Genomic DNA, 14,653 nt, shown 5'->3' on the forward strand with positions numbered 1-14,653 from the left:
AAACAACTAATAAACAAAGATTATGAATGCAGCTAAGGTATTAGAAGATTTGAAAAGACGGTTCCCCAACGAACCGGAGTATCATCAAGCCGTAGAAGAGGTATTGGGTACCATCGAAGAAGAGTACAACAAACACCCGGAATTCGACAAAGCCAACTTGATTGAACGTCTGTGCATCCCCGACCGCGTCTATCAGTTCCGCGTCACTTGGGTGGACGACAAAGGCAACGTACAAACCAACATGGGTTACCGTGTACAACATAACAATGCCATCGGCCCGTACAAGGGTGGCATCCGTTTCCACTCGTCCGTCAATCTGGGCATTCTGAAGTTCCTGGCTTTCGAACAGACCTTCAAGAACTCGCTGACAACCCTCCCGATGGGTGGCGGCAAAGGTGGTTCCGACTTTTCTCCGCGCGGCAAGTCGAATGCCGAAGTCATGCGTTTCTGCCAGGCTTTCATGCTGGAACTGTGGCGTCACATTGGTCCGGACATCGACGTACCGGCAGGCGATATCGGTGTAGGCGGTCGTGAAGTGGGCTTCATGTTCGGCATGTACAAGAAGCTGACGCGTGAATTCAGCGGTGTACTGACTGGTAAAGGCCGTGAATTCGGTGGTTCGCTCATCCGTCCCGAAGCAACCGGCTATGGTAACGTCTACTTCCTGATGGAAATGCTGAAAACTAAAGGCATGGACCTGAAAGGCAAGTCTGTCCTGATTTCCGGTTCGGGCAACGTAGCCCAATATACGGCTGAAAAAGTACTGCAGCTGGGTGGCAAGGTACTGACCATGTCCGACTCGGACGGATACGTGTACGACCCCGAAGGTATCGACCGCGAAAAGCTGGACTACATCATGGAACTGAAAAACCTCTACCGCGGCCGCATCCGTGAATATGCCGAACAGTATCCAGGCGTGAAATATGTAGAAGGTGCCCGCCCCTGGGGAGAGAAAGCCGACATTGCCCTGCCTTCGGCTACGCAGAACGAAATCAATGGCGACGACGCCCGCAAACTGATTGCAAATGGTGTAATTGCCGTATCTGAAGGTGCCAATATGCCTTCTACACCGGAAGCCATCCGCGTCTTCCAGGAAGCGAAGATACTCTACGCTCCGGGCAAGGCAGCCAACGCTGGCGGTGTATCGGTATCAGGTCTTGAAATGACACAGAATTCCGAACGCCTGTCCTGGAGTGCCGAAGAAGTGGACCAGAAGCTGCACTACATCATGGAAAACATCCACGAAAATTGCGTGAAATATGGTACTGAACCCGACGGCTATGTAAACTACGTGAAGGGTGCCAATGTGGCCGGCTTTATGAAAGTGGCCAACGCCATGATGGCTCAAGGAATTGTATGATGCGAAAACAAGATAAGCCATAGACACATACAACGTAAACAAAGTAGAGAAGCGGAAGGCAGTGATGCCTCCCGCTTTTTCTATATTAAAAGAGAACAAGACCATCACTCTCGTTACATATCATCCTACAAATGATACATGAAACAAAAATGCCCGAGGATGTAACATCCCTTACAGCCTGCAATATTCCCATCCGATAACTTTGTAACCAGAAAATCAATTTTTTATTTACTAACGCCATGAAAAAGGTAGCTATGAAAATCCTTTCCTGCCTTCTCTTTATTATAATAATGGGAAGTGCGGCGGTTCAGGCCCAGAACCGACAGATATCGGGCACAGTTATTTCAAAAACAGACAATTATCCGGTTATCGGAGCAACCGTTGTCGAAAAAGCCAATCCAGCGAACGGAGTGATTACCGATCTGGACGGTAATTTTTCCATCACAGTGGCACCCAATGCCGAACTGACCTTTTCCTATGTAGGTTACAAGAGCGTTACCCTGCCTGCCACAGACCGTATGAACGTAGTGCTGGAAGAAGAGAACGAGCTGTTGCAGGAAGTCGTAGTAGTCGGTTACCAAACCCAGCGCAAAGCCGACCTGACCGGGTCTATCGCCGTTGTCTCGACCGATGAAATCAAGACCACCTCGAACACCGACCCGATGCGCGCCCTCCAAGGAAAAGTGCCGGGTATGACCATTACGGCCAACGGTTCGCCCAGCGGTGTAGGTACAGTGCGTATCCGTGGTATCGGTTCGTTCAACTCTTCACAAGATCCTCTCTACATTGTGGATGGTGTGCCTACGACCCGTGCCCTGAACTCACTGAATGCAAACGACATCGAAAGCATGCAGGTACTGAAAGACGCCGCTTCGGCCTCCATCTATGGTTCACGTGCCTCCAACGGTGTCATCATCATCACCACCAAACAAGGCAAAAAGTCCGAAAAGGTGAAAGTAGACTTCTCCGCCAATCTGACTGCCCAATTCTATTCGAATCAGTCGACAATGGATTTGTGTAATTCTGCCCAATATGCTACGGCTATGGCCCAGGCAGCTCTGAACGACGGAATCGACCCCGTAACTTATGCTAGCGGTTATGGATTGAATCTGAATGCGGCCCAAGGTACTCCCATCACGGTATGGAACCCGGCCACCAACAGCTATGTGAACTATACGGTAAACGGACTGTATGACGGTTACGTCAATGCGAAGAAAACCATGAAATACTCCGACACCGACTGGCTGGACGAAATATCCCGCACCGGTTTTTCACAAAATTACGATCTATCCATCTCGAACGCTACTGACAAACACTCCACCATGTTCTCCCTGGGATACAAGAAGAATACCGGTATCATCAAATATACGGATTTCGAAAACATCGCAGCCCGTATGAATTCTTCTTATAACATCAACAAATATGTGACCGTAGGCGAGAACTTCACCGTCACCTATTCCAGCCAGGTTGATGTGGCCCCGATGGAAAATGCGTTGAAGATGGCCCCTATCCTACCAGTTTACGAAAACGACGGAACGACATTCAGCGGCCCTGTAGGCAGCATGAGCGACCGTCAGAATCCACTGCGCGAAGCCTACCAGAACCGCAACAACGCACTGAACTACTGGCGTCTGTTCGGTAATGCGTACGCTGAGCTGAAACCCATCAAAGGACTGACGTTGCGTACCAACTTCGGTATCGACTACTATTCGTCGTTCATCAACGCCATGACCCTCACCTACCATTCAGACATCGTCAACAACGACATTGCCAAGACCACCCTTTCGCACAACAACGAAGTGAACTGGACCTGGAGCAACACGGCCAACTACAATTTCCGCTTGGCCGACAAGCACGACATCACTGTGCTACTGGGTACGGAAATGAACAAGCAGACAGTCGTAGACTTCTCGGCCTACTCGGAAGAATATGCGCTGGAAGACCCCGACTACATGTGGCCCAACGCCGCCACCGGATCCATGCGTAACTCAGGTGCCAAGTTCGGCTACCGTCTGGCCTCCTTCTTCGGCAAAGTGGACTATAATTACGACGACTTTATTCTGGCCTCCTTTACCATCCGCCGCGACGGTTCTTCACGCTTTGGTAAAGACCACCGTTGGGGTACCTTCCCGGCCGCCACACTGGGTTTCCGCCTCTCCAAACTGATACAAAAAGATTGGCTGGACGACTGGAAAGTACGTCTTTCCTGGGGACAAACCGGTAACCAAGCCATCGACAACAATGCCCAGTTCGGACTCTATGTGGCTGACTATGGCCTGGATCGCGTGACATCCACCGCTTACGACATATTCCTGCAAGGATCGGGTACGTTCCCGTCGGGTTATCGGGCTACTCAATACGCCAATCCGAATTTGAAATGGGAATCGGCAGAACAATTCAACGTCGGTACAGATTTCACATTGCTGCAAGGCAGTCTCTACGGTAGCATCGACGGTTATGTAAAGGATGTGGACGACATGCTTATCAGTCCGGCCTTCCTGGGTGCACTGGGCGAAGGTGGAAATTCCTGGCAAAACGGTCCTTCCTTGCGCAACTGGGGTATGGAATTTGCCTTAGGCTACCGCAAAACATTGGCCTGTGGACTGGGCATCGACCTCAACGCCAATGTAGATTTCTTCCGTAACAAGGTAACCTACCTGCCCGAAACGACTACCGGTTCGTATGCCCATACCTCCCAAGAAAATCTGGTGGAAGCCGGTGTTTCCTATGGTTCTATGGTGGGCTACGTAGTAGAAGGACTTTTCCAAAATCAGGAAGAGGTAGATGCATCGGGACAACCCAATGCCCGTGTCGGCGGACTGAAATATGCCGACCTGGATGGCAACCACGAAATCAATGCCGACGACCAGACCTGGATTTACGATCCCGTACCGGCCTTCTCCTACGGCTTGAATATCGCACTCAATTACAAGAACTTCGACCTGAGCATGTTCTGGCAGGGAGTATGCAACCAGGATGTGTACAACAACCAGAAGTTCCAGACAGACTTCTGGGGTGTGAACGACCCGGGCTCCAACAAGGGCGAACGTGTGCTCCAGGCCTGGACGACCGCCAATACCAGCTCGACTATCCCGGCACTGAGTACCCTAAATACAGCCGACGAAGGACGTGCCTCAAGCTACTTCGTTGAAAACGGTTCTTACCTGAAGCTCCGCAACCTGCAAATCGGATACAGCATACCTGCCAGTTTCCTGTCCAAATTCAAAATGAGCAGTGCCCGCTTCTACGTTGCCGGACAAAACCTGCTCACCGTCAAGAGCAAGAGTCTGACATGCACCGACCCGGAGAATCCCAACTGGGCATACCCGCTCGCTACTTCTGTCTCGTTCGGTCTTCAAATAGGTTTTTAAGATAAAAAGTTCAGGTTAACAATCCCAATTTCAATATTAAACAAGAGAATCATGAAAAAGAAAAAAATATATACCATACTCGCTGCCTGCTTCATGGGGCTGACACTAACCAACTGCGACAGTTTCCTGGATTACAATCCGACCGCAGTGATTGACGAAGACAAAGCATTTTCCGATCCCGACGCCATGGTAACAGCCGCCTACGCCATGCTGGGTGACTGCTGGTACACCTATCCCTTCAACCTGTGGCCATACGGTGACCTCACGTCGGACGACTGCCTGAAAGGAGGCTGGGGTACAGGAGACACCAACTACCATCACCTGGAAATCTGGACCTCGCTGACTGCCACCAATCCCGACCACATGGACGAGCTGTGGTATCGCCTCTATTGCGCCATATCTCGCTGCAACCGTGCCATCGTAGCGCTTCAAAGAAACGGTGCTTCCACATTGGGTGAAGACGTCACCAACCAACGCCTGGCAGAGGTGAAGTTCCTCCGTGCACACTTCTACTACAAACTCATTACCGTTTTCCGTCAAGTACCTTGGGTCGATGAAGTAGTATTTGAGAACAATACTGTAGAGCAGGTACGCAATGATCAGTATAGCTACGAAGAACTGTTTGGCAAAATCATTGACGACTTCCAGACCGCCTACGATGTGCTGCCGGCCAAGCAAGAAGACGGTGGCCGCGTCAATAAGATTGCCGCAGCCTCTTACCTGGCCAAATGTTACTTGAACTTGGCGTGGGGCGACGGCTACGAAGCCACGACCGGCGTTAGCCATATCAACCGCGACTATATGCAGAAAGTCATCGACTACACCGATGCAGTAGTAAACTCCGAGTATGGCTACCTGGAAGATTTCGGCGACATCTTTCTGCCCGACTACAAGAATAGCAAGGAATCCATTTTTGCCGTACAGGCCTCTGACTATGCCGACGACCACACTACCTACGGACGTGCCAACTGGTCGAATATGCTGAACGGATGCTGGGGAATCTGGACATGCGGATGGGACTGCCACAAGCCTTCCCAAAATCTGGTGAACGCCTTCAAGACCCGGAATGGTCTGCCGATGTTCGACGACTTCAACGACGAGATAGCCTATCCCGTCAACGGCGAGCCTACCGACCAGAAGTGGGATCCACGCTTGTTCCATACTGTCGGCATGCCTTCTTTCCCCTACAAATACGAAGCTGAATATACGCTGGATGCCAGCAAGAATGCCCGTGCTGCCAGCGTATACGGCTACTACTCTTCGATGAAGGAAGTTCCCCAACGTTCGAAAGGTGAAACCTATAATGGCAGCTGGCAGGCCTTTGCGATGAACGACTATGTATTCCGTTACACCGATGTCATGCTGATGCGGGCTGAGGCACTGATTGAACTTGACCGCTTGGAAGAAGCCCGTACCATCATCAATGCCATCCGTCAGCGTGCCGCCAACTCGGTCAGCAAGCACATTGCCTATGCCGCCGACCAATGCGAGATAGCCCTCTATCCTGCCTCCTACTTCCAGGACAAGGAAACGGCCCGCAAGTGCCTGCGTTGGGAACGCCGATTGGAGATGGCCATGGAAGGAAACCGCTACTTTGACCTCCGCCGCTGGGGTATTGCTTCGGAAACGCTGAACGCCTTCTTTGCCAGCGAACAGAACGACTCCTACACATATGTAAACTCCGAAACCGGAGAGACCATTACACAACCTTATGGTCAGTATTACAAGGATGCCCACTATACTGCCGGCAAGAATGAGTTCTTCCCCATTCCCTACAACCAGCTGTTCTACATCCCGGGACTGTACGTACAGAATGCAGGATATTAAAAGAAAAGTTTCACACCAGCTTCCTTCCACATTTCCTCCAAGAAGCGTGGAAGGAAGCCGATACACCTCTTCAAGGGACCTCATAATATAATTGTTCCGTCAACTAAGATAAATGTTTCATGTAACCTCATTGACAGAGTATGAAACATATCTTTCAGTCCGATTACAAAGAACACCTTATCTTTGCATTGGTATTCGAGCGGGCAAAAGCTCGATACTGAATTTAAACTTAAAACAATTTAATGACAATACCATGAAAGGTATTATGAAACATTCAGTATGCTATCGCACCGCGGCAGCTCTGTTGCTGCTCGGTCTGACTTGCGGGAATTCCTTCGCGCAAGAAGAAAAGAAGTCAACGGAACCGCAGACGGAAAACTCCAGCAAGGAGGAAGGCAACCGTAACGTAATGCTTAACGCAGCCAGCGCAAACGGTCCGCGTGAAATCCAGATCGGCCTGCCATCGGCCGACGTCAATGTATTGGAAAATGGCATTCCAGTCACCTATGCCACCAATCCACATTCAGTCAACTCACTTTGGCGTGCCGATGCCAGCCTGAGCCACGTGGGACTGCTGAAGATTTCGGAAACAGCCATCACCACCGGTAACATCGGATATGCCGTCAACTCATTTACCCAATTAGGGCAGAAGGGGTTTCACGGCACACTGAACTATAAGAGCAACCACTTTGGCATGCAGGAATTCTCACTTAATGTGAACGGCGATATCGCCAAAGACTGGTTCTACAGCGGAAGCATTTACCAAGATTTCGACCCGGGAACATTCAAGATCAAGTCTACCCCCTTCCAGGACCGTACACAAATCTATAAATTCGCTCTCACCAAGAAGTACAACGACAACCGTGGCGAACTGACTGCTATCTACCATTACAGTAACAGCCATCCCGTCTATAACTATGCCACTCAGTCAGCCCCCTTCATTTATGTAGGTGACGGTAGTGTAAAAGAGTTCGGCAAGTTTGCCCTCGGAACGACTTCCTATCTGCCAGTCGATAATGAAATGATGTACCGAGACATGCGTACAGGCGAAATCAGGAAAACAAACCTCTACGACGCCACTCAGAACAAAGGCAGTGAATTCACGCTGATGAACGACTACACGTGGGACAACGGCCTGAACTGGAAGACTGTCATGAAGTATGACCACTCCACCGGTTCATTCGTTTACCAGACACCGATGTCACTCGACCAGAACGAAGCCGGCATCAACTACCTGTACGAAGCAGCCGACGGAAGCATGCAACCTTATACGGGTGACTACGTACAGAGCCGCATGTCTTGCCTGAACCGTGGTTTCATCGACTCCTTCATGTTCACTACCGAACTGTCGCGCAACGTGGGTAACAGTACCTGGCGCCTGGGCTTGAACGAATGGTATTATGATATCGACTACACATCGGCCACGACCATGTACGACCAGTCGGTACCCATGGACGGCAGCTATCCTGTACGACTCTACAACGCAGACTATGCCACATACGCTGACCGTACTTACGCAGGAAACGGTTATTACTACGATTTCAACAAGAACGCTTCAGAGTACTACAAAGGACATGAGAACAAGGTAGCCCTCTACTTCACTCACGACTGGGACATCACCGACCAGTTGAACCTCTACTACGGCGCCCGTCTGGAATACCAGGCCCTGCGCGGCGAAAATGCTGCAGTAAAGAATGCCGAGGGTGAATATGTAGGCCGCTTTGCCAACTATTATCTGGGGACGACAGCTCCTGACGGAACCCAAATAGCCCCAACACCCATGAGTTACGACTGGCTGAACTACGCCCTGACTGCCGCCGCTACCTACAAGCTGACCAAGGCTTTCGGACTGACAGGCGACTTCACCTACATCACCCAACATCCGAAGATTGAAAGTTTCGCGCCTGCCACCATGCCGAACACGGATAAGATTTCCGTTCCGCTGGGACGCGCCGGAATCTACTACAACAACAGTTGGTTGAGCTTGACTTCACTCTTCTCTTACATCTCGAAGACGAACAATAACTCGACCCTGAACCTGCAACATAAAACGCCGACCGGACAGACTGAAATCATGGCAGCCCCGCTGACCTACGATATCAAGACACTGGGTTGGACTACCGACGTGGTAACCCATCCGCTCAAAGGATTCGATTTCCACTTCCTTTTTACCTACCAAAAGCCGACTTACAAGAAGTATGAAACATCAGTCACCTTCTCCGATGGCTATGTAGGCCAGATCAACGCAACGGGCAACATCGTAGCCGAGATTCCGCAAATCATTGTCGAAATCGACCCCAGTTACATGATTACCAAGGACCTGAAAATCTGGACCAGCTTCCGCTACTTCAGCAAGACCTATGCCAACATCAACGACGCTTACTACTTCAACGGCCGTTGGGAAACCTTTGGCGGACTGAACTGGCAGGTGAACAAGAAACTGGCTCTGGGCTGCACCGTCGTCAACTTCCTGAACCAGACAGGTGCCAAAGGTAGTATCGCCGGTGCCGAGCTCATCGAGAAAGAAGATGCCGGACAATATGCGGGACATGTCATGGCCGGCAGCTACATCCGCCCTTTCACGGTTGAGTTCAGCGCCAGTCTGAAATTCTAATAAATCAATTAGCATAGGTATTAATATTCAGGTAAAAAATTGTTTCGGATAACATTTAATTTGTAAATTTAATCACTCAAAAAAATAGCAACCATGAAAATAAAATTTCATCAACTGACAATGGCTTTGGCAACAGCCACCGCACTGGTAGCCTGCCAGCCTCAAGGTAGCAACCTCCGCCTGGAACACCAAGGTGACACGCTTACCATCGTTCACATCACAAACCCATCCAAATATCTTATTCTTCCCATCCAGGAATCGTGTGGCGAAGCTAAAGTAAAACTGGATACAGGCAGTCCTGCCGATGTAGCAATGGACGTACGTTTGGCCAAGGACAGCGTAGAATACTACGTTCCCTTCGTCTTACCACAAGGAGTCAAAGAGGCAACAGTAAGAATTAGCCGTATGGCATCCAATGCCATTTGCTGGGACAGTATCCGTCTGTCTGACACCTTCGACACCACCAATACCGACTATTACCGTCCCGTCTATCACCACACGCCGCTCTACGGCTGGATGAACGACGCCAACGGACTGGTGTACAAGGACGGCGAATATCACCTCTACTTCCAGTACAACCCCTACGGATCGAAGTGGGGCAACATGCACTGGGGACATTCCGTCAGCCGTGATCTCATCCATTGGGAACACCTCGCTCCCGCCATCGCCCGCGATACGCTGGGACAAATTTTCTCGGGCAGCTCCGTGGTCGACAAGAACAACAGCGCCGGCTATGGCAAGGACGCTATGATTGCCTTCTACACCTCGGCCAGCGACGAGCACGGACAGATTCAGTGCATGGCCTACAGCACCGACAATGGCCGCACTTACACGAAGTACGAAAAGAATCCTATCCTGACACCCTTCGACGGGCTGAAGGACTTCCGCGACCCGAAAGTCTTCTGGTATGAACCGGCACAGAAGTGGTACATGATTGTTTCGGCCGACAAGAACATGCGCTTCTACTCGTCCTCTGACATGAAGAACTGGGAATACCTGAGCCAGTTTGGCGAAGGTTACGGCGTACAGCCCAACCAGTTTGAATGCCCCGACTTTGTGCAGCTACCCGTCGATGGGAACAAGAACAACATGAAGTGGGTGATGATTGTCAACATCAACCCCGGCTGCCCCTTCGGCGGTAGCGCTACGGAATATTTCGTAGGCGACTTCGACGGCAAGGAATTCAAGTGCGACAACGACAAGAGCGTTACCAAGTGGCTCGACTTCGGCAAGGACCACTACGCCACCGTCTGCTTCTCCAACACGGGCGACCGCACCATTGCCGTACCCTGGATGAGCAACTGGCAGTATGCCAACGTAACCCCCATCCGTCAGTACCGCGGTGCCAACGCCCTGCCTCGCGAGCTTTCACTCTACACCAAGGACGGTGAAATCTACATGGCCGCCAATGCTGTGAAGGAGACCGAAGGCCTGCGCAAAGGCACTACCGACGTCAACGACTTCACCCTGACAGACGAACACCTGGTAAGCCCGCTGGTTACAGGAACCGAAGGTGCCTGTGAACTGGAAATGGACGTTACTCCCAACAAGGCCCAGACCGTCGGTTTCCAACTGTTGAACGACAAAGGCGAGAAGGTGGACATCTACCTCGATCTGAAGAGCGGACGCATCGTGATGGACCGCAGCCAAAGTGGACTGACAGCCTTCGGTGAGAAGTCCGAACCCCACTTCAAGGAAACCGATGACCACCGTAAGGTTCTTTCGGTGAACTACGTCAACGATTTCGCCCTGGGCACGTGGGCACCGCTCTCGCTTTGCGAAGGCAAGACCTACCACCTCGATGTATTCGTAGACAAGTGCTCCGTTGAAATCTTCGTGGACGGTGGACGCATCGCCATGACCAATCTTGTGTTCCCCACCCAGCCCTACAACGCCCTGCGTTTCTACACCCAAGGCGGTGAGGCCGAAGTGAAGAACCTGAAAGTACACCAATTAGGATTGTAATATTTTTAAACCTCTTTCAACCATGAAACACTTCATCGCAACGGCAGCACTCACCCTGCTCGCCACTACGTTGAATGCCAGTGACATGAAACAGATACGCATCTCCACCGACCGCACCGACCTCGTGCTGCAAGTAGCCGAAAACGGTCGCCTCTACCAGAGTTATCTGGGTGAGAAGCTGCTGAACGACGCCGACCTGAAAGAACTGGGTTGGAGCGTACATCCGGCCTCGGACGGCAGTGTCAGCCGGCGCGGTTGGGAGGTTTGCAGCGGTTCGGGCAACGAAGACTTCTTCGAGCCCGCCCTCGCTGTGACCCACAACGACGGCAATCCGTCAACATGGCTCTACTACGTTTCCTCCTCCTCGCACGCCGTAGAGGGGGGCGTACAAACCGACATTGTGTTGCGCGACGACCAATATCCTGTAGAAGTCACCCTGCACTACGTAGCCTATCCCAAGGAGAATGTCATCAAGACGTGGAGCGATATCCGCCACGAGGAGAAAAAACCGGTTACCCTGTCGACTTACGCCACGACCATGCTCTACTTCAGCCGTCCGGCCTATTACCTGACCGAGTTTAGTAGCGACTGGGCCAAGGAGGCACAAATGAGTACTCAGCCGCTGCAGTTCGGCAAGAAAGTGATTGATACTAAACTGGGCAGCCGCGCCGCCATGCATACGCACCCCTTCTTTATCGTGGGCCTGGACCAACCGGCCAACGAACGGCAAGGCGAGGTATTGATGGGCACGCTGGACTGGACAGGTAATTTCCGATTCACTTTCGAAGTGGACAATGTAGGCAACCTACGCATCATTCCCGGCATTAATCCCTATGCATCGGCCTACCGACTGGAACGCGATGAAGTGTTCACCACCCCCGAATTCATCTTTACTCTGAGCAACGAAGGGACGGGCCAGGGTAGCCGCAATCTGCAGGCTTGGGCACGCAACTACCAACTGAAAGATGGCAAAGGAACCCGCCTGACCCTGCTCAATAACTGGGAGAATACGGCCTTTGATTTCAATCAGGACATTTTGGCTGAACTGATGAAGGAAGCCAAAGACTTGGGTGTAGACATGTTCCTGCTGGACGACGGATGGTTTGGCAACAAATACCCCCGCAAGAACGACCGTGCCGGCCTGGGCGACTGGGAAGTGACGCACGACAAGTTGCCGGGTGGCATCCGCGCCCTGACCGATGCCGCAAAAGAAGCAGGCGTAAAGTTCGGTCTCTGGATAGAGCCCGAAATGGTGAATCCCAAGAGCGAACTCTTCGAACAACATCCCGACTGGGCCATTCACTACCCCAACCGTGATACCTACTACTACCGCAACCAACTGGTGCTCGACCTGAGCAACCCGGCTGTACAGGACTACGTCTATGGCGTTGTGGACAAGTTGCTGAAGGAGAATCCGGACATCGCCTACTTCAAATGGGACTGTAACAGCCCCATCACCAACATCTACTCGCCCTACCTCAAGGCCGAACAAGGACAGCTCTACATCGACCACGTGCGTGGCGTCTACAACGTGATGCGGCGGGTCAAGGACAATTATCCCCACGTGCCCATGATGCTCTGTTCGGGTGGCGGCGCACGGTGCGACTACGAGGCGCTGAAGTACTTCACCGAATTCTGGTGTAGCGACAACACCGACCCTGTGGAACGTGCCTACATCCAATGGGGATTCTCTCAGTTCTTCCCGGCCAAAGCCATGTGTGCCCATGTTACGAGCTGGAACAAAGCAGCTTCCATCAAGTTTCGTACCGATGTAGCATCCATGTGTAAGCTGGGCTTCGACTTGGGGCTGCAGGAGCTGAGCGCCGATGAACTGCTCTATTGCCAGACGGCGGTGGCCAACTGGAAACGCCTCCAGTCCGTCATCCTGGACGGAAGCCAATACCGGCTGGCATCACCCTATGAGAGCAACCACATGGCTGTGAACTATGTAAGCACGGACCACGACAAGGCCGTACTATTTGCATACGACCTCTATCCGCGCTATCAGGAGAAACTGCTTCCCGTACGTTTACAGGGATTGGATCCGATGAAACGCTACCAGGTGAAGGAAATCAACCTGATGCCCGGTACACAGTCGACCCTGACCGCCGATGGGAAAGTCCTTTCCGGCGACTATCTGATGAAGATAGGACTGGACGTCTTCAGCTTCCACCCCATGCAAAGTCGGGTAGTGGAACTGACAGAGGTGAAATAAGTATTCGTCTATAATCTTTCCAAACCACTTAAACTTTTATCAAAAATGATTGCTAAACAACAAATGAAATATGGAAGGCTGATACCTGTCATGCTCTGCTTCTTCGCCATGGGCTTTGTAGACCTGGTGGGTATTGCCTCCAATTATGTGAAGGCAGATTTGGGATTGAACGACTCCCAAGCCAATATTTTCCCGTCGCTCGTGTTCTTCTGGTTCCTCATCTTCTCCGTGCCCACGGGCATGCTGATGAACCGCATCGGGCGCAAGCGCACCGTGCTGCTCAGTCTGATTGTGACTGCCGTGTCGCTGCTGCTCCCTCTCTTCGGTGATGGCTACGGCCTGATGCTCTGCTCCTTCTCGCTGCTGGGCATTGGCAACGCCTTGATGCAGACCTCGCTCAATCCACTGCTGAGCAACATCATTTCGGGTGACCGCCTGGCCAGCTCACTCACCTTCGGACAGTTTGTAAAGGCCATTGCCTCGTTCTTGGCTCCTTATATCGCCATGTGGGGGGCCACTCAGGCCATACCGACCTTCGGACTGGGCTGGCGTGTACTTTTCCCCATCTATATGGTAGTGGCCGTCATCGCGGTCCTGTGGCTCTCGTCTACACCGATTGAAGAAGAAAAGCCCGACAAGGCTTCCAGTTTTGCCGACTGCCTGCGCCTGCTGGGACAGCCTTTTATCCTGCTATGCTTCATCGGCATTGTCTGCCACGTGGGCATTGATGTAGGTACCAACACCACTGCCCCCAAGCTGCTGATGGAACGCGTAGGCCTGACCCTCGAAGAAGCCGGCTTTGCTACCAGCCTCTATTTTATCTTCCGTACGGCTGGCTGTCTGTTGGGTACGTTCATCCTGCAGCATCTTTCGGCACGACGCTTTCTGGGCATCAGCGTGGTCTGCATGCTGATAGCCATGGTCGGACTGCTGGTATCCGATGCCCACTACATCATCTATGTCTGCATTGCCCTTATCGGCTTCGGTAACTCCAACGTCTTCCCCATCATCTTCGCACAGGCGCTGACTGCCGTTCCCAATAAAAAGAACGAAGTCTCGGGCCTGATGATCATGGGTCTTTTCGGCGGTACAGTATTCCCGTTACTTATGGGTGTGGCCAGTGACGCCATTGGCCAAAGTGGTGCCGTAGCTGTCATGACCGTCGGAGTGCTTTACCTGATAGTCTATACGTTGAAACTGAGAAAAGCCTGATTTTAGTAAACAAGAAACCAAGTGAACGAGAACACAAGGGGGACAGCCCTTACAGGCTGCCGCTTTGTCAACTCGTATACTATCAAAAC

Annotated in this window: 7 protein-coding genes; all 7 read left to right on the forward strand. The window is 51.7% G+C overall.

Translation table 11 applies throughout. The features are described 5' to 3' along the window. The first annotated feature begins 22 nt into the window (after positions 1-22). The 7 genes from BQ7483_RS06460 to BQ7483_RS06490 all read left to right on the forward strand — a co-directional run bounded on the left by BQ7483_RS06460 (position 23) and on the right by BQ7483_RS06490 (position 14,564). On the forward strand, positions 23-1,360 hold the full coding sequence (locus BQ7483_RS06460; protein ID WP_022020464.1) for an NADP-specific glutamate dehydrogenase: 1,338 nt from the start codon (positions 23-25) through the stop codon (positions 1,358-1,360). A gap of 239 nt (positions 1,361-1,599) precedes the next feature. Next, complete coding sequence (locus tag BQ7483_RS06465) at positions 1,600-4,731, forward strand: SusC/RagA family TonB-linked outer membrane protein (RefSeq protein ID WP_072545284.1); 3,132 nt, start codon at positions 1,600-1,602, stop codon at positions 4,729-4,731. Between the two features lie 51 nt (positions 4,732-4,782). Beyond that, positions 4,783-6,558, forward strand: coding sequence for a RagB/SusD family nutrient uptake outer membrane protein (locus tag BQ7483_RS06470; RefSeq protein WP_072545285.1), 1,776 nt, complete (start codon positions 4,783-4,785; stop codon positions 6,556-6,558). 265 nt (positions 6,559-6,823) lie between these two features. Next, entirely contained in the window at positions 6,824-9,172 is a 2,349-nt protein-coding gene (locus tag BQ7483_RS06475) for a TonB-dependent receptor (protein WP_139247554.1), read from the forward strand. A 93-nt stretch (positions 9,173-9,265) separates the two neighbouring features. Then, complete coding sequence (locus BQ7483_RS06480; protein WP_072545287.1) at positions 9,266-11,137, forward strand: glycoside hydrolase family 32 protein; 1,872 nt, start codon at positions 9,266-9,268, stop codon at positions 11,135-11,137. 22 nt (positions 11,138-11,159) lie between these two features. Beyond that, positions 11,160-13,352 carry an alpha-galactosidase gene (locus BQ7483_RS06485; RefSeq protein WP_072545288.1) on the forward strand — a complete coding sequence of 731 codons (2,193 nt, stop codon included), beginning with the start codon at positions 11,160-11,162 and terminating at the stop codon, positions 13,350-13,352. 63 nt (positions 13,353-13,415) lie between these two features. Further along, positions 13,416-14,564 (forward strand): MFS transporter, encoded by a 1,149-nt coding sequence (locus BQ7483_RS06490; protein WP_235847315.1) that lies wholly within the window; start codon positions 13,416-13,418, stop codon positions 14,562-14,564. The last annotated feature ends 89 nt before the right edge of the window (positions 14,565-14,653 follow it).

The sequence above is a fragment of the Mediterranea massiliensis genome, assembly GCF_900128475.1.
GTDB lineage: Bacteria > Bacteroidota > Bacteroidia > Bacteroidales > Bacteroidaceae > Bacteroides > Bacteroides massiliensis_E.

Coding starts and splice junctions, on each gene's coding strand:
- BQ7483_RS06460 (WP_022020464.1), top strand. CDS start 23: ATGAATGCAGCTAAGGTATTAGAAGATTTGAAAAGACGGTTCCCCAAC.
- BQ7483_RS06465 (WP_072545284.1), top strand. CDS start 1,600: ATGAAAAAGGTAGCTATGAAAATCCTTTCCTGCCTTCTCTTTATTATA.
- BQ7483_RS06470 (WP_072545285.1), top strand. CDS start 4,783: ATGAAAAAGAAAAAAATATATACCATACTCGCTGCCTGCTTCATGGGG.
- BQ7483_RS06475 (WP_139247554.1), top strand. CDS start 6,824: ATGAAACATTCAGTATGCTATCGCACCGCGGCAGCTCTGTTGCTGCTC.
- BQ7483_RS06480 (WP_072545287.1), top strand. CDS start 9,266: ATGAAAATAAAATTTCATCAACTGACAATGGCTTTGGCAACAGCCACC.
- BQ7483_RS06485 (WP_072545288.1), top strand. CDS start 11,160: ATGAAACACTTCATCGCAACGGCAGCACTCACCCTGCTCGCCACTACG.
- BQ7483_RS06490 (WP_235847315.1), top strand. CDS start 13,416: ATGAAATATGGAAGGCTGATACCTGTCATGCTCTGCTTCTTCGCCATG.